The 20,357-nt window shown below is 58.7% G+C and carries 10 protein-coding genes and 1 pseudogene; 8 read left to right on the forward strand and 3 right to left on the reverse strand.

The window, feature by feature from the left end:
• Positions 1-655 precede the first annotated feature (655 nt).
• Complete coding sequence (locus ACYBHZ_RS17830; protein ID WP_460275655.1) at positions 656-7,774, forward strand: DUF7507 domain-containing protein; 7,119 nt, start codon at positions 656-658, stop codon at positions 7,772-7,774.
• An 11-nt stretch (positions 7,775-7,785) separates the two neighbouring features.
• The gene (locus tag ACYBHZ_RS17835) at positions 7,786-11,376 is read left to right on the forward strand and encodes a TonB-dependent receptor (RefSeq protein ID WP_460275656.1); all 3,591 of its coding nucleotides are present in this window, start codon (positions 7,786-7,788) and stop codon (positions 11,374-11,376) included.
• A gap of 48 nt (positions 11,377-11,424) precedes the next feature.
• Here the strand turns inward: ACYBHZ_RS17835 and ACYBHZ_RS17840 are convergent, their stop codons facing one another.
• The 3 genes and pseudogenes from ACYBHZ_RS17840 to ACYBHZ_RS17850 all read right to left on the reverse strand — a co-directional run bounded on the left by ACYBHZ_RS17840 (position 11,425) and on the right by ACYBHZ_RS17850 (position 14,380).
• A complete protein-coding gene (locus tag ACYBHZ_RS17840; RefSeq protein ID WP_460275657.1) occupies positions 11,425-12,228 on the reverse strand; it encodes a helix-turn-helix domain-containing protein in 804 nt (267 codons plus the stop codon).
• Positions 12,229-12,434: 206 nt separating this feature from the next.
• Positions 12,435-12,653, reverse strand: a pseudogene (locus ACYBHZ_RS17845) (ATP-binding protein); the annotation flags it as partial.
• Between the two features lie 296 nt (positions 12,654-12,949).
• Complete coding sequence (locus ACYBHZ_RS17850; RefSeq protein WP_460275658.1) at positions 12,950-14,380, reverse strand: NAD-dependent succinate-semialdehyde dehydrogenase; 1,431 nt, start codon at positions 14,378-14,380, stop codon at positions 12,950-12,952.
• A 157-nt stretch (positions 14,381-14,537) separates the two neighbouring features.
• Between ACYBHZ_RS17850 and ACYBHZ_RS17855 the strand changes: the two genes are divergently transcribed.
• The 6 genes from ACYBHZ_RS17855 (at position 14,538) to ACYBHZ_RS17880 (ending at position 20,347) form a co-directional block, all read left to right on the forward strand.
• The gene (locus ACYBHZ_RS17855) at positions 14,538-15,224 is read left to right on the forward strand and encodes a GntR family transcriptional regulator (protein WP_460275659.1); all 687 of its coding nucleotides are present in this window, start codon (positions 14,538-14,540) and stop codon (positions 15,222-15,224) included.
• Positions 15,221-16,213 (forward strand): proline racemase family protein, encoded by a 993-nt coding sequence (locus ACYBHZ_RS17860; RefSeq protein WP_460275660.1) that lies wholly within the window; start codon positions 15,221-15,223, stop codon positions 16,211-16,213. The genes ACYBHZ_RS17855 and ACYBHZ_RS17860 overlap by 4 nt, the downstream gene beginning before the upstream one ends.
• Positions 16,214-16,267: 54 nt before the next feature.
• Positions 16,268-17,104 carry a transporter substrate-binding domain-containing protein gene (locus ACYBHZ_RS17865; RefSeq protein ID WP_460275661.1) on the forward strand — a complete coding sequence of 279 codons (837 nt, stop codon included), beginning with the start codon at positions 16,268-16,270 and terminating at the stop codon, positions 17,102-17,104.
• A gap of 106 nt (positions 17,105-17,210) precedes the next feature.
• Positions 17,211-17,867 (forward strand): amino acid ABC transporter permease, encoded by a 657-nt coding sequence (locus ACYBHZ_RS17870; RefSeq protein ID WP_460275663.1) that lies wholly within the window; start codon positions 17,211-17,213, stop codon positions 17,865-17,867.
• On the forward strand, positions 17,864-18,712 hold the full coding sequence (locus ACYBHZ_RS17875) for an amino acid ABC transporter ATP-binding protein (protein ID WP_460275664.1): 849 nt from the start codon (positions 17,864-17,866) through the stop codon (positions 18,710-18,712). Before ACYBHZ_RS17870 ends, ACYBHZ_RS17875 begins: the two co-directional genes overlap by 4 nt.
• Positions 18,713-18,868: 156 nt before the next feature.
• Positions 18,869-20,347, forward strand: a complete 1,479-nt coding sequence (locus tag ACYBHZ_RS17880; protein ID WP_460275665.1) for an aldehyde dehydrogenase family protein — start codon at positions 18,869-18,871, stop codon at positions 20,345-20,347.
• Positions 20,348-20,357: the final 10 nt, after the last annotated feature.

Genomic DNA, 20,357 nt, shown 5'->3' on the forward strand with positions numbered 1-20,357 from the left:
CACTCAATTTGGCTGGCGCTATTCAGCGTCACTCATGACGCAAGTTAGAGAATTCCGCCTTACTTCTCATCTGGTTAAGCATTTCCTCAAAGTCGAATGTGAACGAAGGCCGTTTTGGTGAGAACGGCTTCATGTGTGGCAAGTGTAGATGAGTTATGGGGGGCGGTATGTGCTGCCGAGAGCTACAAGACATCACGATTATGGAATATTAAGTGTTTTTAATGCGCTGCTGTGAAAAGTGGTGTCATGTTGTTCGTGGTACTAACCGATATGTTTGTTAGCAATGGTTTCGCTCCCTAAGGGCTTCCGAAATGCTTGATTGCTTTGGCAAATATTCTGTCTGGGCAGACTAACGTCTATTTTAGGCGTGGTCTCTCTTTGCAGCGACCGAGAATGTGAAATCTCGAAAATACGACAAATAAATTCCTGATAAGGCAGATGACCGACTGTCTCCCTCCTGCGTGGGGCATTCGGCGTAGGTCTAATGTCATTAGCGATTGTACGCACAGCCTCTCTCTTTCTGATCCGGACGATGTCCGGATCGGTCCGATTGAAAACGGAGAGAGCAGACATGAACAAGGGGCATCAACCCAAAGAATCTTTTGGCTTCAAGAGGCGGAGAAGAACGCCCTTTGTGGTCTCAGCAAAAGCCGTGATGACCATTCTCATATTGTCTCTGGGGGGGATGTTGGCTCCCGCAGGTGCCAGCGCGCAAAGCTACGACTGGGTCGTCAACGTGACCGATGCCGGCTCGGACCCGACGGTTGCTGGCGGTGATGTGACCTATGACATCACGGTCAACAACAACGCTGCAATGGCCGGTGTCGGAGCGACCCCCGAAACCGTAATCAACCTGAATATTCCGTTGGGTGGCGTGCTGAAGGACGTGACCAATACGACCTGTGATCCTGCGCTTCCGATCACTGGGCCTGCGTCCGTTTCTTGTGTGATCCCAGTTCTGGCCGAGGACGAAACCTTTGCACTTTCCGCGATTGTCACATCGACAGAAGCGGGCACCATCACCATGTCTGGTTCCGTGCCGAGCGCGGATGACACGGCTCCTTCCAATAACAGCTTCTCCGAAACCACAACGATTCTCAGCGGTGCTGATGTGGCGCTTGAGATTGTCGGGCCGACGGAAGCCGCCTCCGGTGAAGTGGTCACGTACACTTATACACTTGAAAACAATGGCCCTGATACGGCGACGGAAGTCGTGGTCGAAATCCCGGCGATCACCGGTCTGACGATCACCTCGGTGCCGTCCTATTGTAGCGCCAGCGCCGGAGGGTATCTGTGTACGATCCCGAACGATATTCTGGTCGGCGGGACATTTGACTTTGAGTTGGCGGGGCAAGTGACGGCAGCGGGGACGGGGTCGTCCTTGATCGTCTCAGGGATGGCAGACATTTCCGAACCTCAGGACCCTCTCACCGACGATAACTCTGCCTCTTTGACCACTCAGGTCAGTGACGGCAGCGATGTGCGCCTGACGAAAAGCAACTCTGCATCGGGAACGGTGCTTGTGGGCGATCCGGTCATCTTTACGCTCTCCCCGAGCTTCACAGGCGGGGTGCCCTACGGTCTTGAGATTGCTGACAGCGTGCCATCCGCCTACCAGATCGACTCTGTCAATGTGCTGTCCGGCGGTTGGGATTGCACGATCAGCGATCAGGATGTGAATTGTACGCGCACGTCCGACGGACTTGTGGCCGGTACCGATGTGCCGCTTGGCGACATCTTGATCAACACCACGGCCATCGCGCCGGGCTCTGTCAGCAATAGTGCGACGGTGAGTTCTTCTGGCCCAGAAGATACAAATCTCGGCAACAACACTGACACCGATGATGGTCGCACCATCGAAAATCCGGTGGTTGACCTTTCCGTGTCCAAAACCGGCCCCAGCCCCGCGCTGGTCGTGGTTGGCAATGAGTATGAGTTCAATCTGCGCACGCAGAACACCGGCAATGCCGATTTCTACGGTACACTTTACATGACCGACAGCCTGCCGGCGGGGATGACCTTTACGGGGTACGATGGCAATGGCTGGACTTGTTCGCCGGTGGCACCTGCTACTGGGCCGGTGGACGTGGTTTGCGAACTCGTCTACGAGGCTGGTGTGTCGGGCGCTTTGGCGGCTGGTGACAGCACGCCTGTCGTGGTGATCCGCGCCGAGGCGACACAGTCGGGCACCTTGACCAATACTGCCAGTGTCTCCTCACCGGAATACCTGGGCGTCGGGAATTCCGACAGCTACGATGTGGACAGCAGCGCCGACAGCGCCTCTGCCGACATCACCGTGAACAAAACCGTGGCAGCGTCGGCGGTCACCGTGGGCGACATTCAGACCTATTACATCGAGGTGGTGAACGCGGGCCCCGCGGCATCTGCCGATGTCACCGTGACAGATCCCTTGTTGAGCCTCATCAACAATCAGGTTGGCGCAACGGACGCGGGTCTCGTCAGCATCACCGCACCCGCAGGCGCCACCTGTGGCAGCACGGCGCGGTGGCGGGGCAGGGATCTGACCTGCACATTCGCCGCCCTGCCGGTCTGTACTGCCGGAAGTAATTGCCCGGTGATCGAGGTTCAGGTGCGCCCCGGCGGCAATGCCGGACAGCGGAGCAACACGGTTCAGGTTCTGTCGACGAGCGTGGCCGACCCCGATCTGACCAACAACGACGATACCGTGACCTTCGACGTCGAGGCCCGCACGGATGTGACCGTGACCAAAACCGCGACGCCTGAGACGGCTGTCGTTGGCCAGAACCTCAGCTACGTCGTCACGGCACTCAACCCGTCGACAGAGTTCTTCCTTAGCAACGCGCCGGATACGACGATTACGGATGTGTTGCCGGATGGGCTGATCTTTGTTTCCGCAACGCCGACGACGGGAAGCTGTTCAACCTTGCCAACTGTCGGAAGTGAGACCGCATCGGGCAACAATCAGGTTGTCTGTAATCTCGGCACGGTGACGTCCGGCGGTCAACAAGCCGTCGAAATCGTGGTGCAACCGACCGAGGCCCTGATCGGCTCTGCGATGGAAAACATCGCGACCGTGAGCACCAGCCTCGATGAAACCGACGACACCAACAACAGTGCCTCGGTGCAGACGACCGTCGCGGCGCCCAGCTATGATCTTCAGGTCAACAAGGTCGATAGCATCGACCCGGTGGCAGTCGGTGAGGAGGTGACCTACACGGTCACGATCCGCAACAACGGGCCTTCTGCGGCAGAGAACGTCACGATGAACGATCTCATGCCCGCGCAATATCTGAGCTATCAGTCGCATAATGCGGGTACAGGCAGTTGTACGGCTCCGAGCGTTGGCCAAGTCGGCGGCACGTTGAGCTGTAGTTTCGACCGTATCGAAGCGGGCGGATCGCGCGTGGTGACCATCTTGGCGCAGGGGGTGCAAAAAGGCACCGCGACCAATACGGCGAACCTGACCTCTCCGGGGATCACCAATGGCTACGATCCGCTTCCGGCGAACAACGAAGTGACCGAAAACACCACCGTGCGCACCCGCGCCGATGTCGAGGTCGTCAGCAAGGTTGCAAGCAAATCTTCGGTCGAACTGCTTGAGACCTTCGATTTCGTCATCACCGTGCGCAACAACACCGGCTCCGATGGGGGCGTTGTGCTGGCCGAGGCGGATGGGGTCGAGGTGACGGACAGCCTGCCGGCCAATATGGTGCTGGCGGGGACGCCGTCGGTCAATGTGACCTCTGGCTCGGCGACGCTGCAAAGCTGTGACGGGGCCGCAGGCGGCACCAGTTTCACCTGTGAGCTTGGCACGTTCTCAAGCGGGGCTACGGCGGAAATCACGGTTCCCGTCAAAATCACCAGTGTGACCTCTGATCCGCAGAGCTTTACCAACACGGCAGAGATCACAACGACCTCGCTCGACGTCGATCCGAACAACAACGAAAACTCCGGCCCGGTCGATGTCGTGTCTTCTGCGCTCTCTGGCACGGTGTTCCGCGATTTCGATGACAATGGCGATTTCGATACCGACGACACCGGCGTGGCCGGGGTGACGGTGACGGTGACCGGGACGGCCTTTGACGGAACGCCCGTTTCCGTGTCGGCGACGACGGATGCGAATGGCGATTATACCATCGCCAACCTGCCGCGCGGCACCTACACGGTGACACGCGGAAGCGTGAGCGAGACGTATCTCGAAGATAGCCAAGCCATGAGTGGGTCCGAGGGCGGGAGCCCATCTGGCGCCACCGCGATTACGACGATTGATCTGCCGTCCGACACGGATGCCACCGATTACGATTTCACTCTCGTGCCGCAAGCGCGGATCGGGATTGCGAAACGTGTCAGCTCCGGCCCGACTTCTGCGGCGGATGGCTCCTTCACCGTTGGCTTCAGCTTTGTCGTGGAGAACTTCAGCCTAGAGCCGCTCGACACGGTGGTTGTGACGGACGCCCTGTCGGGAGCCGCACCGCTGTTCGGCAGCTATGCGAGCCTGTCCAATCCGGCAACGGATGACATGGTGCGCGGCTCCTACACGATCCTCTCCGCTCCGGGCGGCTCCTGTGGGGGGCTGAACGCCGGGTTCAACGGCGAAGGCGATCAGACGCTGGTCTCCGGGGCGACGCTTGCGGCGGGGGCAACCTGTGAGATTTCCCTCTCGCTGCGCGTCCGCCCAGAAGTTCCGCTGCCGAGCGCTCAGGCTTCTGGCGGTGTTTATGAAAACCAGGCGACGGTGACGGGCAACGGCACGTGGACCGGGCAAACGCCGGGCGACAACCCGCTGCTCAGCGATGATTCCGACGACGGCACCGATCCGGACCCGAATGGCAACGGTCGCGCCGATGAGACGGGTGAAAACGACCCGACGCCGGTGACGCCTATCTATGAGCCTGCCATCGCGCTGGTGAAATCCGCGACCACGGCGTTCTCCGATCCGCCGGTGCCGGGTAACACGATCACCTACAGCTTTGCGATCACCAACACCGGCTCGCAGACCCTGACCGATGTGACGCTCACGGATGCGATGCTTGAAGGTGTGGGTGTTCTGACAGGAAACCCGATTGCGGCGCTGGCGCCGGGTGCCACAGACGACACGACCTATTCTGCCATCTATGAATTGACGCAGGAGGACATCGACCGCGGGTATGTGGAAAATACCGCGCTTGTGACCGGCACCGATCCGTTTGATGAGGAGGTGACCGACACCTCCGGCACGTCGCAGGACAACGACACACCGACCATAACGCCGGTGGCGCGCACTGCGGCGATTGAGCTGATCAAAACCGCGGATGCGAGCAACGTGAGCGATCCCTCCGAAGTCGGCGAGATCGTGACCTACAGCTTTACGGTGACCAACACCGGCAACGTGACGCTGACCGATGTGACGCTTGCGGACATCCTTCCGGGGATCGTTTGGGAGACACCGGGCGCCAGCATTGCCGAAATGGCACCGGGGGCTGTCGATACCGACACGTTCAAGGCGAGCTATGTGCTGACGCAGGCCGATCTGGATGCAGGCCAACTGGTGAATGAGGCGACGGTCACGGCAGACTCGGTTGTCGGCGAGGTCTCGGATACGGACGATGAAACCGTGCCGCTCGGTCAGGCACCGTCGATCGTTCTTGAGAAAACCGTCGACAATTCCGGTCTGACGCAAACCGTCGGGCAGGTGGGCGAGGAGCTTGAATACACGTTCAAGGTCACGAACACGGGCACCGTCACGCTGACGAATGTCACGATCACCGACCCGCTCTTGGGCGCCAATCAGATCAGCGAGGTTATCCCGTCTCTGGCCCCCGGCGAAGAGTACACCTTCACGGAAAAAGGCATCTACGCGATCACTCAGGCTGACATCGACGCGGGCGAAGTGCTCAACACTGCGACTGCGACCGGCACCTATGGTGAGGACGGAAATGGCGGCGACCTGATGGTCGATGACGAAGACGACGCGGTAGCGGAAACCGTCTTCATCGAGGCCATTCCTGAGACGCCTTGGGAGTTCGACACCGACGGTGGCATCACCACCTCGATGCTGGCCTCCGACAAGATCGGTCAGGAACAGGCGACGCTCGACAATGTGACGATCACGGTCGTGGACAGCGATCCTGAGCTGACACTTGATCCCTCCACGGGTTTCATCACCCTGTCCGAGGGCAATCCGGCGGGCACCTATGAGGTGACCTATGAGATCTGCCGCATCGACAATCCTTTGGTTTGCGATCAGGCCACCGAAACGGTGATCCAACGTCCGATCAGCGCGATTGAGGCGGTGAAGACGCAGGAGCTGACCGACAATGGCGACGGTGTCGATGGGGTTGGCGATCTTATGACCTACACGATCACGGTCGAGAACCTCGGCAACACCACGGTGAATGATGTGGCGCTCGAGGACACTTTCCTGACGCTGACCACCGGCCAGACGCTGGCCCTCGACAGCGGTCCGACCTTTGTGTCGGCGAGCGAAGGCTCTTCGGAAGGCACGTTGGTGATGGGCGAGACCGCCACTTACACCGCGACCTTTGAACTGACCATTGAAGCGGTAGACGCAGGCGGCCTGTCGAACCAGATCCTCGCCACGGCGATGCCGGAGTACCCGGACGAATTCACCGAAGACCCGACCGAGGTGAACGATCTCTCCGACGACGGCGACGATGGCGACGGCAATACCGTGGACGATCCGACGGAGTATCCGCTTGAGCCTCTGCTCTATGACAGCGGTCTGGTGCTGCGCAAAACAACGCCGCGTGGCGTGGTGGAGCGCGGGTCCGTGGTGCCCTATACGATCACGGTGACCAATGAGAACCCGCGCACCAGTGGCACGATGGATCTCATGGACGTGCTGCCTGCCGACTTCGTTTATGTCGAGGACACGGCGACTTGGGACGGGGAACCGATCGAGGTCACGGTGCAGGGCAAGGTCGTGACCTGGCCCAGCGTCACCGTGCCGCCGCTCACCACCGTCGAGGCGACGCTTTCGGCGCGGGTTCTGACCAGCGCGGATGTGGGTGATCACGTGAACCGGGCGCGTCTGCGAGATTCCGACACGCTTGAGCCTCTGTCACCCGAGGCGACGGCCACTGTCTCGATCTTCCCGGAACCGGTGTTCGATTGTGGCGATGTCTACGGCAAGGTGTTCAACGATCTGAATCGGGACGGCTATCAAAACGGTCCGATCAGCCGGATCGTCGATGAGGACGCGATCTTCAGCGGCAAATACAGCGGCAAGGGCGATGCGCCCGTGGAGCTGGACCGCGAGATCGTCGAGAACGGCATCCCCGCTGTGCGCCTGACCGGTGTCGATGGCACGGTGATCACCACCGACCAATACGGCCGCTTCCATGTGCCCTGTGCGATGCTGCCGGAAGATCGCGGTTCGAACTTTATCCTGAAGCTCGACACCCGCTCTCTGCCGACCGGCTATCGCCTGACCACGGAGAACCCGCGTGTCGTGCGTCTCACGCCCGGCAAAATGACCGAGTTGAACTTCGGTGCGGCGCTGACCCGTGTGGTGCGTGTGGATGTGAATGCGCAGGGCTTCGCGCAAACCGCCTCCGGTCCGAAGATGACGCCTGCGCTCGAAACGGCGCTTGCAGGTCTGGTGCAGCAAATCGCTGGCGACCCCGTGCATCTGCGTATCGCCTATCACCTGCCGGATGAGGCGGGATCTGCGGAGAAACGTCTGGCGCGGCAATCCATGCGACAGGTCGAAAGAGAGCTGCGGGATCTATGGAGAGAGCCGGGCCGTGTGAAACTGACCATCGAGAAAACCATCGTGAGGGTGGAGCAATGAGGACGCTTGGTATGAGCAGCAAACAGAAAACCTTCACGCGGATTTTGTGCGGTGGATCGGTGATCGCAATCAGTGCCGTACTTCTGGCGGGGGAGGCGCGGGCGGAAACGCTCTGTGCCGAGGCGCTGGCACCGCAGCCCGAAGGCTGTGAACGGTCCAATTCCGATGTGGTCGTGACCATGCCGGTGGGCAAGAACACCGAAATGGTGAAGGAAGTGATGGGATCGGATTTCGACGCTCAGGGCTTTTCGATCTCCATCGACAAGACGCCGGTGGCGGGGGCGATGCCGCCCCCCGATCCGCGCCGTCCGGCCGACATCGTGGCGGACAGGGCGGATGTCGATATTCGTTTCGACGGGTTGACGCCGCGCCGGTTGCTCAATGTGTCGACCGATGATCTTCGGGCGACCTATCGGGCAGGAGAGGTGGTGCGGTTCCGCGCTTCCACCAACTACCCGGCCTATATTGCCCGCGCCGAAGTGCGGGTGATCGACACCACGGGGCGCACTCCGCGCACGGTGGAAACTCTGCCGGTGGCGCCCAATGGCACGGTCAATTGGACCATGCCGGAGGATGGTCCCGCAGAGATGGTCTATGTGGTCCGCGTCTATGACGCCAAGGGGCGTTACGACGAAACCTGGCCGCTGGAACTGAACCGCAGCGAAGGCCATTTCGACACGCATGAGATCACCGGCGCGCCACTGACGGCGGCGGGCGAGGGCGAAGATCGCACCCGCCAACGCGCCATTCCCATCGCGGGCGGCATGGTCACCGTTTCGGGCCGCGCCGATGCCGGTCAGCCGGTGCGCGTCATGGGCGAGACGGTTCCGGTGACGCCCTCCGGCGAGTTTCTCGTGAGCCGGATCGTTCCGGCGGGCGACCGTACGGTGGATGTGGAGTTCAACCGCTACGGGCAACCGCAACAGATCACCCGCAGGCTCGAAATTCCGGCGAGCGATTGGCACTATGTGGCCATTGCCGACCTGACCTTCGGGCATCGGATCAAGGACACGGAATCTGAGGCCGACCCGGATTACGAACGCAACTACGCCGAGGGGCGTTTGGCCTATTATGCTTCGGGGATCACCCGCAACGGCTGGTCAGTGACCTCGTCTTTGGATACGGGCGAGGGCGATTTGGAGGACATCTTCCGCCGCCTCGACGAAAAGGACCCGCGCTCGGTGATCGAACGCCTGGACCCGGAAGACCTCTATCCGACCTATGGCGACGACTCGACGAGCTATGATGATACGCCGACCTCGGGCCGGGTGTATCTGCGGTTGGAGAAAGACGACACGCGCCTGACTTGGGGCGATTTCAAGGCCGATGTCTCCGGCGGAGAGTTGTTGTCAAACACGCGCTCGCTTTACGGCGCGGAGCTGCGCAGTGCCACGAGTGCCCGTACCGAGGACGGCGAAGCGCGGGTGCAGGGTGTGCTCTATGGCGCCCAGCCCGACACTTTGCCGCAACGCGACATTCTGCGCGGCACCGGCGGCTCGGTCTATTTCCTGACCCGTCAGGACCTCAATGGGGGCTCCGAGACAGTTAAAGTCCAGGTAGTGGATCCCGACACCGGTCGTGTGCTCTCGACTGAAACTCTTCTGTCTGGCGTGGATTACGAGATCGATTATCTGCAAGGCGTGATCACCCTGACCCAACCTCTGGGCTCGTCGAGTTCAGATGGCGGTCTCGTGGGCTCCGGCACGGGCGCCTATGACGTCAATCTGGTGGTGCAATACGAATACACCCCGACCGTCGAGGATGTGGACGGCTTCTCCTACGGCGGACGTATCGAAGCCTGGGCGACCAACGATCTGCGCCTCGGCTTCACCGCGATGAACGAGACCACGGGCGTGGCCGATCAGCGTATGGCGGCGGTGGATGCCTATTACAAATTCGGCAAATCGAGTTTCCTCGAGGTCGAAGTGGCCGGCACTGACGGGCCGGGGTTCAGCCGCAGCCTTTCGTCGGACGGTGGCCTGACGATCACCGAGGATGGTGTCTCCGGTCTCGAAGACGCGATGGCCTACCGCTTCGACAGCCATGTCGAGTTTGCCGATCTCGGCCTGTCCACCGGCGGCTATGCCGAGCTTTACTACGAGCGCAAAGAGGCCGGGTTCTCGACCCTCAACGAGGACATCACCGAGGATCAAACCCTGATCGGTTTGCGCAGCGAGATCGAGGTGTCCGATCGGCTCAGCTTGGGCGTGCGGATCGAGGATTTCGACCGAGACGGTGGCGACAGCAAGGCCGAGGGCGAGCTGGGCGTGGCCTATGATCTGACGGACGCCTGGACCATTGAGGCGGCGCTTGGCTATCTCGACGAGACCACGATTGGCGATCCGACGGAAACCGGGGATCGCACCGATCTGGCGGCGCGTCTGAGCTATGCGTTCAGCGATGACACCAAAGTCTGGGTCTTGGGGAAGGCGACGGTGGACCGCTCCGGCGGGCTGGACCGCGACGACCGTCTGGGCTTTGGAGCGGCCACTCGTCTGGGCGAAAAGGTCAAAGTCTCTGGCGAGGCCTCCGACGGCACCGCAGGCTTTGCGGCCAACGCGCGTCTGGCCTATTCGCCGACCGCCGACAATGAGCTCTATCTCGGCTACACGCTGGACCCGACGCGGACCAACGGCGGCTATGAGCTTGTCGGCGAAGATCGCGGCAAGGTGGTGATGGGCGGGCGCTATCGCCATTCCCAAACCTTCTCGAGCTTTGCCGAAACCTCGATGGATTTCTTTGGCGAACGTCATGCCATGACGGACGCTTACGGGATCACCTATACGCCCAACGCGCGCTGGTCTTTCAGTGGCGCGATGGAAAGCGGCACGGTGCGCGACAAGATCAACGGCGACATCGAACGCGATGCCTATTCCTTTGGTGTGGCCTATACCGAAGAGGATCGCCTGCGTGCGCGTGGTCGGTTGGAATACCGCACTGAAAGCGGCGATGGGGTGTCGCAGGATGCCGACACCTGGGCCTTTGCTGGCGGGTTCGAATACCACGTCAGCGAAAGCGCGCGGTGGCTCGGCAATGTCGATGCGTTGATCTCCGACAATGACGATGACAGTTTCCGCGATGGGGAATATGTCGAGGCCAGCCTCGGCTACGGTTTCCGTCCGATCGACAACGAGCGTCTGAACGTGCTGTTCAAATACACCTATCTTTACGACCTACCGGGGGCGGATCAGGTGACGGCGAACGGCGATACCGAGGGGGATGCGCAGAAAAGCCACGTCCTGTCGATTGATGCCGATTACGACCTGAACCAGCACTTCACGCTGGGCGGCAAATACGGCTATCGCCGGTCCGAGGTCGCCCCGCGCGGCACGGAGGACTTTAGCGACTCGACGGCGCATCTCGGGATCATGCGGCTCGACTGGCATGTCGTTCACAACTGGGATGCGATGGCCGAGGGGCGCTTGATGTATACTGAAGAGAGCGAAACCTATGATACGGGAGCTTTGTTTGGCGTGTACCGCCATGTCGGGAACAATGCGAAAATCGGTGTCGGTTATGAATGGGGGCAGGTGTCTGAGGACATGACCGATCTCGATTACGAAAGCTCCGGGGTCTTCCTGAATCTTATCGCCAAGTTCTGAGGCAGAACGGTAAATGAAAATGCAAAGAGGGGGCAAAGGCCCCCTCTTTTATTCTAAGTGCATTCCGGAGTTGAAATGTGTTTTTACCGTATCACCCAAATTGGGGTCTTCAAGCGACCAAGCGCCACAATGCTTGCGAAACAATTGAAGGGGATTGCCGGTCACCTTTTGAAAGATCACTTTCGACGGTACGATTTGCCCCGGTAGTGAAATACTCGTCGTCAATGTATGGCCAAATAGATATTTTTCAGAATTGAAGCGCGGTAATGACAGGACCAGCAGGCCCAGATCGGTATCCCCGTCATTCAGTCCAGACATTCGGAGAATTTGGAGACATCCGGAGTTCAGGAACACAAGCGAGCCATGCTTGTAGGTTTTGATGCCCGTTCTCGGCTGACCATTCTGACGCAGGGCCATCAAGGATTTTGCATAGGTTTTTCCCACTTCCTGATAGATTCGGATCAAGCTGACATGCACATGGCGCTCTGACATCGCAGTGCGGTGATAGAGCAGGTAGTCACCACAGTGTTGTGCTAAGGCATGCTCTTCGCGCATCGTGCGCGCCATTGCCCGATTAAATGTATTGGCCATTGAAACTTCGAGATCAGTGGTCAGCTTCAATGACGCACCCGCGATGTATTCGCTGTGTCCGGCGGGCTTGAATAACATGTCCATCTCGATGTCGAGCGCCTTGGCGATGCGGTTAAGCGTATGTGCGGAAGGGATGCTGCTGCCGTTCAGATACTTGTTCAACTGCTGACGGTTGACCCCGATGCTATGAGCAGCATCTGTCAACGTGCGATATTTCTCAAGCAGTAGCCTGAGGTTGTGTGCGATGTTTCGGGAGGGCATTGTTTTTAAAAACAGTTTTGTTGTATATTTTGTACTTATTTTTGTATACTAAAGTTTTGTGGTGAATACAAATACTTATATCGTTGGTGTTAGGGGATTTTGGTTTGAATCGTTTGTTTGATTTTAAAGGTGCGCGCCCAGAGGTCAGCGGCTTATCACATAGCAAGCGGGTTCCCGGTCGCATTACCCGTAAGGGCAATTCCTGATCAGTTGTTCGGTGTTGTTTTCCGGCTATGTGCGAGGTGGTAGCTTTCACCATTCATCGAAAGAATGGAGACATGATGGTGGAGCCACTTGAGAAGTGCGCCGTTGAGACGTTCTGATCTGTGCGCTTCGGTCCATTCCTCGAAGGGAAGGTTTCTTGTGGTTAATGTCGAGGCGCGTTTGTATCTCTGCGAGATCAGTTCGATGAGGAGTTCTGCGCCGAGGAAAACGTCTCGTTTGGGCTGGGGCCGGTCCTTTTTGCGCACTGCGCGCATGTCCGGCATGCGCAGGAAGCGACTGTGCTAAATCAAATAGAGTGCCGTTTGAAGATTAAGAGCGGATCAACCAGCCCAGTGCGGAGCTTCGCTCAGTTCGCAGAGAAGGTGCGGAGACAGCCCAAACATACTCCTCGACGCGTTACACCATGACCGAGGCAGCAGACCCTCGCTCAGGAACTTTGACTGTAAACACTGGCAGCAATCGGGACATGCTGCCAGTGTTTCTATGGGAATGGATCTTAAAGTTCTGCGACGTATTTCACGCGCATGTACTCCTCGAGCCCCTCGAGGCCGCTCTCCGATCCGTCACCGGATTCATTGACACCGCCAAATGGGGTTTCCGGGGTCGAGATTCCCATGAAGTTGACGCCGACCATACCGGCTTCGAGTTCTTCTTCGGTTTTGCGAGCGAGGGCGCCGTCCTGGGTAAAGACAAAGGACGCAAGACCGTAGGGAAGGGAATTCGCGCGCTCCAACAGGGAGTCGAAATCCGAGAACGAGGTGAAGGGCGCGATCGGGCCAAAGGGTTCTTCGGACATGATCCGTGCGGTGTCTGGGACGTCACGCAGGACGGTCGGCGCGTAGAAATAGCCTTTGTTCGCGATCCGTGCGCCACCTGTCAGAAGAGTTGCCCCCTTTTCGACGGCGTCGGCAACCAGCCCGTCCATCACATCGAGACGGCGCTCTGCGATCATCGGCCCCATTTGCGTGCCTTCATCGACGCCAGCGCCGATCTTGATCTTCTTCACACGCTCCACAAACCCATTTAGCGCATGTTCATAAATCTTTTCATGGACGTAGAAGCGGGTCGGGGATGTGCAGACCTGACCGGCGTTGCGGAATTTAAACGCCGCAAGAAGGTCGAGAGTCTTTTCAAGGTCTGCGTCTTCATGAATGATGACCGGCGCATGGCCGCCAAGCTCCATGAGGCAGCGTTTGAGCGTGTCGGCGGACTGTTTTTGCAGCAGTTTTCCGACGGCCGTGGAGCCGGTCAGGGTGACGGCCTTGGGGACCGGGGAGGCAATCAGGTGGCTCGAAACAACGGCCGGATCACCGAACACGATATTCAGGACGCCATCCGGCAGGCCCGCTTCCTGAAAGCAGCGGCCGAAAGCCACGGCTGTGCCTGGGGTTTCTTCGGCGGGCTTGATAATGATCGAACATCCTGCCGCAAGGGCGCCACCGAGTTTACGGATCACGTTCGATGCGGGGAAATTCCATGCCGTGAAAGCGGCTACGGGGCCGATTGGTTCTTTGAACACCATCTGGCGAACGCCAGGTGTGCGTGACGGAATAATGCGTCCATAGGCGCGTTTGCCCTCCTCCGCATAAAACCGGAGTGCTTCGGCAGAAAAGGCGATCTCGCCTGCAGCCTCGCCGAGAGGCTTCCCGTTCTCTAAGGTTAGGATCTTTGCGATTTCGTCTTTGCGCCCATCAACCAGTTCCGCCGCTTTCGCAAGAATATTGTAGCGTTCGATCGCTGTCTTCTTTTTCCAAACCTTGAAACCTTTCGCTGCGGCAGCGAGCGCTTCGTCCAGATCGGCAGCCGAGGCATGGGGCACCTCTGCGAGCACCTCTTCGGTTGCTGGATCGAGAAGCGATTCGGATTTTCCTTCGCTCCCCTGACGCCATTTCCCGTCGATCAAGAGTTCGATCTTTTCGTTATACATAACGGTCTCCTGTTGAGTGCTGTGCATTGTATGCATTGGCCATTTATGACCTATGGTGGTTTCGGATGTTGTCGTAATCGCCGTTGAAAATCGCGAAAAACGGCAGAAATCCATTCAAGACTATTGCATTGTATACAGAGCACAGTATGGTGTCTACATGAACAACAGAAAAATACATAAGCTCTCTGCGGGAATCTCCGACAACCTCGCCTCGGTGTTGGAAGAGGAAATCGTGACCCTCGGTTTGGCGCCAGAAGCGCGGCTGACCGAGGAAGAAATCGCAGAAAAATATGGTGTCAGCCGCTCCCCGGTGCGCGACGCACTGCGGACTTTGGAGCGAGAAGGGCTGGTCGTAAGACAGGCACGCAAGGGGATTTGGGTCGCCCCGATGTCTCTGCGTGACTTCGATGAAGTTTATACCTGCCGCATTGCGCTTGAGGCACTTGCCTCTGAAGCGGCTGCGCGGTCCGGGAACTCTGAGTTGAAAAAAGAGCTTGGCGAAGCGCTTGAGGCGATGCGGCATGCCAGCGAAATTGGCGATGCGCATTCCTTCTTCACCGCTGACGTGCGCGGCTCCGAGCTGATTTACGACCTCGCGGACAATCAGACGCTCCGTCGCTTGTTGCAGGGCCTCGAAAAACAGGCTCTTCGATATCGCTTTTATCTCTACAAGGTCGCGCCGGATCTCGTGCGTCTTTCCTTCGACGAAACCGGTGAAATCTTTGCGGCCATCAGCGAGTCTCGTGCGGAAGATGCAAAGCACCTGTCCTCGGCACTCATTGAGAAGATCTGGCAGGCCGCTCGCAGCATCATTGAACAAGAGTTCGGGAAAGAGAACGCATGACGAACTTTGAGGGTGCCTATTCCTACGTCGACAGCCACACGGCAGGGCACCCCACCCGCATCATCCTGAGCGGGATTCCGGCGCTCATTGGGGAGAGCGTCAAAGAAATGCGGATGGATTTCGAACGCCGTTTCGATCATCTGCGCACCGCGCTCCTCCACGAGCCGCGCGGCCACGCCGCAATGGTTGGCCTGATCCCTGTCCCCTCGAAAGTGGCCGATTTCGGAGCGATTTTCATCTCCTCCTATGTCTATCTCGGTATGTGCGGGCACGGCACAATCGGCTATGCAAAGACTCTCGCGCATACCGGGGCGATCAGCCGCGAGACGGGGGATCACTTCACGCTTGAAACGCCCGCTGGCGTGGTCACTGTTCATTTGAACTGGCGCGACAACGGAAGCCTCGAAAATGTCTCCCTTCGAAACGTGCCCGCCGTCATGGGGTATCAGGGTCTCACAGTGAATGTGCCCGGCGTCGGCGAGGTTACCTCAGACATTCTCTATAGCGGAATGTGGTATGCGATGGTGGATGCGCGCCAGGCGGGGCTTACGCTTGATCCCGATCATGCCTCAAAGGCGCTCGACATCGGTTGGCGGATCAAGACGGCGATTGCCGCGACGACCAAAGACGACCCGCTCATGGCGGGCGATCCGGCACCTTCGGTCTTGTTCTACGAGGAGCACGCCCGTGACCGCGCCCGGCATTTTCTCGTCCTTGCTCCGAACAAATACGATCGCTCTCCGTGTGGAACGGGAACCTGCGCACGGATGGCGCAACTCCTCATCCGCGGACAGCTGACATCAGACGAAACCTATCACGCCGAGAATATTTTTGGCGTCGAATTTATGGCCAATCTCCATGCCAAGACCACCGAAGAGGGTCGAGATGGCTATGAAGTTGTGATCCTGGGAAGTGCATACATCACCTCCCAGGGCACACTTTTCCTCGAGAAGGATGATCCCCTCACTCGAGGTTTCCTCAGCCAGTGACCGATCGGTCCTCTGGCACACAGAAACAAAGTAAGCACAGGGAAAGTAACACTTATGTCTATGATTGGAAACATCCTGCGGGCTGCCGCACTCGGTGTCGGTCTCTTGGGCGCCTCTCAAGGTGCAATGGCACAAGAAGACCCCTCCGCCGTTCTCAACGAAATCCGCTCCTCGGGCGAGCTGAAAATTCCCGTCATGGTCGGCGAAGAACCGGGCTACATCAAAGACCCTGCGACCGGAAAATGGAGCGGTTTCTATGTCGACTTCCTTCAGGATGTCGCCGATGCGCTCGGTGTCGAACTGACCACCGTTGAAACCACCTGGGGCAATCTTGCCGCTGACTTTCAGTCCAACAAGATTGACGTCGCTATCGGTGTGAACCCGAACCCGAGCCGTGGTCTCGTTGTGGACTACCTCTGGGAGCCGCTCTTCACCGACGCATGGGCCATGCTGACCCCTGAGGGTGCCCCGATCGCAACTTGGGCAGAACTGAACACGCCGGAAAAAACCGTCGTCGTCCAGAAAGGGTCCACCATGCAGATCGTTGCCGAAGCCCTCCTTCCGAAAGCAACCATCACCGTCGTCGAAGACCGCAACCTTGCGATCATGGAGCTTCAGGCGAAACGCGCGGATGGTATCCTGCTCTCCGTTTTCGACGCTCTGCAAATTTCCGAAATGGCTGTTGGCGACGTGTCCGTTCCGGAGCCGATGCTCCGCAACCCGGCAACCCTCGCTGTTGCACGCAAATCCGGTAACGCCGGGTTCATCAACTTCCTGACCAACTGGGTGCAACAACAGCGCTCCCTCGGTCTGGCACAAGGCCGTCTTCAGAAGTCCTGGGAAGACCGTGGGATCGACCTCTCCATCCTGCCGTCCAACTTCAGCTTCTGATTTGAACGCCTGACGCCGCTTTCCGGTCGGCCTTTCTCCCCTTGTGGTCGACCGGTTTTTACTTCGCAACCAAGAATTGCCGCCAAACGGCATTCCGGAGACGCACATGTTCGACTACTCGGTCATCATACAGAACTGGCCACTGTTCTGGAAAGGATTGCTGGTCACGCTCTTCTACTCTGCAATCTCGATTTCCGCGGGCCTCTTCATCGGACTGATCGTCGGTCTGATGCAATTGACCGGCTCCCGCCTTCTCAAAACCATCGGCCGTATCTACGTCGAGATTTTCCGCAATATTCCGCTCTTGGTGATCCTGCTTTGGATCTACTACGCCTTCCCGATCTTCGCCGGACTTTCGATCACCAAGTTCTGGGCGGGTTTCGCGGGCCTGAGCCTCTACGCTGCCGCCTTCTACGCCGAAATCCTCCGCGCTGGCGTACAGTCGATCGACCCCGGCCAGACCGATGCCACGACCGCGCTTGGCATGACCTATTACCAGCGGATGCGCCGCGTGATCCTGCCTCAGGCCTTCCGCCGCATGATCCCACCGCTTGCCGGTCAGTCGATCATCCAGATCAAGAACACGACGCTCATGTCGATGATCACGGTGCCGGATATTCTCTATCAGGCGAGCTATGTGAGTTCCTTCACCTATCGGCCCATGGAGGTCTACACCTTCGTAGGCATCATGTTCCTCGTCCTCCTTGTGCCGCTCACCCTGTTGTCACGCAAACTCGAAAAAATCTCGGAGACCGTGAAATGAGCGCTGATATCAAAAAGACAGAGCCCCTCCTGCAGATCGAAGCGTTGCATCTTCATTACGGGATCAAACCTGTGCTGCGCGGCATTGACCTCGATGTGATGCAAGGGGAGGTTGTCGTCCTCATCGGCGCCTCCGGGTCCGGCAAGACGAGCTTGCTTCGCTGCATCAATCTGCTGAACGCCCCGACAGGGGGACGGATCACGATTGCAGGTGAAGACATCTATAACTCCGGCGATGACGCAGGCGTCGCGCCGAGCATGGACACTGGGGCAAACACTGTTCCCATGCGTGAGGTAAACCGCATCCGGTCTCAGACGGGCATGGTGTTCCAGCAATTCAACCTCTTCCCGCATATGACGGCGCTCGAAAACGTCATGGAAGGTCCGGTCACCGTGAAACGTGCCGACCCGGAGAAGACGAAGGAAGAGGCGATGGCGCTTCTCGCTCAAATGGGCCTTGAGGGTCACGAACACAAATACCCGCGTCAACTCTCGGGCGGCCAGCAACAGCGTGTCGCCATCGCACGTGCATCGGCCATGCATCCGAAAGTTATGCTCTTTGATGAGCCGACATCGGCGCTTGATCCTGAATTGGTCGGCGAGGTTATGAAGGCCATGACACAGCTTGCGAAGTCCGGCATGACCATGGTGATCGTGACCCACGAACTTGGCTTTGCCTTCGAAATCGCAGATCGCGTCATCTTTCTCGATCAGGGCTGCATCGCCGAAGACGGCCCCCCCAATGACGTTCTCCTGCATCCGACACATGAACGCCTGAAGAGCTTCGTCGGCCGCTTCCACGAAACCGCCAATCTGCTGAGACCCTTCCTCGAAGGCACCGGCTGACTCGCGGTCCATAATACTCGGCGTGGCCAAGCTCATCTGGCCACGCCTTCCCACCGTGCTCGTAACCACGAGACCAAACGAACTCCCGCTAAAGCTGCGCCTTTTAGCGAAACCATTCTTGCGGCCTGACGACTGGCCAAGACGACGAGGTAAATCATGACGTATTCATTCAATCCAGACACGATCACCGTCCCCTCCGGCCACCACATTGGGGGCAAATTTGTCGAACTCCCGGGCGAAGAAATTGTTGTCCTGCGGCCGTCTGACGAAAAGCCGATGGGCGTGATCACGGACGGTGGGGTCGCCTCTGTCGAAATGTCCGTGGCCGCCGCAAAGGAAGCGCTCGCGGAAACGGGTTGGGCGAGGATGGCTCCGCGCGAGCGCGCCAAAATCCTGTTCCGTTTTGCCGAGAAGATCGAAGAAAAGGCCGAATACCTCGGACGCCTGGAGGCCATGGGCTCCGCGCGTCTCGTCTCCGGCACGATCATCGGGGATGCGGTCCGCACCGCTGGCGTCGTGCGCTATTTTGCCGAGTTCTGCGATAAGATCGAAGGGACGGTGACGGCGACCCGCGAGAACACACTGAGCTACACCAGACGCGAACCCTACGGCATCGCAGGTGCCATCGTGCCGTGGAACTTCCCGATGATCACGGCAGCTTGGAAATTCGCGCCCGCGCTCGCCGCGGGCAACGCTGTCGTGATGAAAACCTCGGAGATCACGCCGCACAGCCTTTTGGCCCTCGCGGAATGCGCGGCGGAAGCCGGTCTTCCCGGTGGGTTGTTCAACGTGGTGAACGGTTACGGTCACACGACAGGCGCGGAAATCGTCCGCCACCCTGACATCGGCATCATTTCCTTCACCGGCTCGACCCAAACCGGCGAAGCCATCATGAAGCTCGCCGCAGAGTCGGGCATCAAACCGGTCATTCTCGAACTCGGTGGCAAAAGCCCGCAGATCGTCACAAAAAATTGCGGGGATCTGGATGGTGTCGCGACGCGCGTCGCCAACAATTTCATGGTGAATGGTGGTCAGGTCTGCACGCTCGCGTCTCGCCTCCTGATCGAAGACAGCATCGCGGATGAGTTGACTGAGAAAGTTCTCGCCCGCACACAAGACATCAAAGCGGGCCCGACCTGGGATGAAACGACGACGTTTGCACCGATCATCTCCGCCAAACAATTCGACCGCATCGACAGCATGGTTCAGGAAACGATTGCCCAAGGCGCTGAGGTTTTGACGGGTGCAAAACGTCTCGAAGCTGTCAACGAAGGCAATTTCTATGCGCCGACCGTACTGACCAACGTCTCGCGCGATAACATCGGGTTCTTGGGCGAATTCTTTGGGCCGATCGTCAACGTCTCCCGCTTCGCTGATCTTGATGAGGCCATCGCGGAGGCCCAGCACCCTGTTTATGGCCTCGCCGCCTCCGTTCACACCCTCGACATGAAGGAAGCGATGCGCGTCGCCGACAACGTCGAAGCCGGGATGGTTTTCGTCAACCAGCACGGTCGCGACCCGGAATTCACCTACACCGCTGGCGGCTTCAAAGCCTCCGGCTTCGGCAAAGACATGGGGCGCGCCGGGTTCGAAGCCTTCACCCGCGAAAAAGCGGTGTGGATCAATTACGCCTGAGGATGATGCG

The sequence above is a fragment of the Celeribacter sp. ULVN23_4 genome, assembly GCF_054788345.1.

What these genes read in the sequence shown, in the direction of transcription:
- ACYBHZ_RS17830 (WP_460275655.1), top strand. Translation starts at nt 656, where the DNA reads ATGACCATTCTCATATTGTCTCTGGGGGGGATGTTGGCTCCCGCAGGT.
- ACYBHZ_RS17835 (WP_460275656.1), top strand. Translation starts at nt 7,786, where the DNA reads ATGAGCAGCAAACAGAAAACCTTCACGCGGATTTTGTGCGGTGGATCG.
- ACYBHZ_RS17840 (WP_460275657.1), bottom strand. Translation starts at nt 12,228, where the DNA reads ATGCCCTCCCGAAACATCGCACACAACCTCAGGCTACTGCTTGAGAAA.
- ACYBHZ_RS17850 (WP_460275658.1), bottom strand. Translation starts at nt 14,380, where the DNA reads ATGTATAACGAAAAGATCGAACTCTTGATCGACGGGAAATGGCGTCAG.
- ACYBHZ_RS17855 (WP_460275659.1), top strand. Translation starts at nt 14,538, where the DNA reads ATGAACAACAGAAAAATACATAAGCTCTCTGCGGGAATCTCCGACAAC.
- ACYBHZ_RS17860 (WP_460275660.1), top strand. Translation starts at nt 15,221, where the DNA reads ATGACGAACTTTGAGGGTGCCTATTCCTACGTCGACAGCCACACGGCA.
- ACYBHZ_RS17865 (WP_460275661.1), top strand. Translation starts at nt 16,268, where the DNA reads ATGTCTATGATTGGAAACATCCTGCGGGCTGCCGCACTCGGTGTCGGT.
- ACYBHZ_RS17870 (WP_460275663.1), top strand. Translation starts at nt 17,211, where the DNA reads ATGTTCGACTACTCGGTCATCATACAGAACTGGCCACTGTTCTGGAAA.
- ACYBHZ_RS17875 (WP_460275664.1), top strand. Translation starts at nt 17,864, where the DNA reads ATGAGCGCTGATATCAAAAAGACAGAGCCCCTCCTGCAGATCGAAGCG.
- ACYBHZ_RS17880 (WP_460275665.1), top strand. Translation starts at nt 18,869, where the DNA reads ATGACGTATTCATTCAATCCAGACACGATCACCGTCCCCTCCGGCCAC.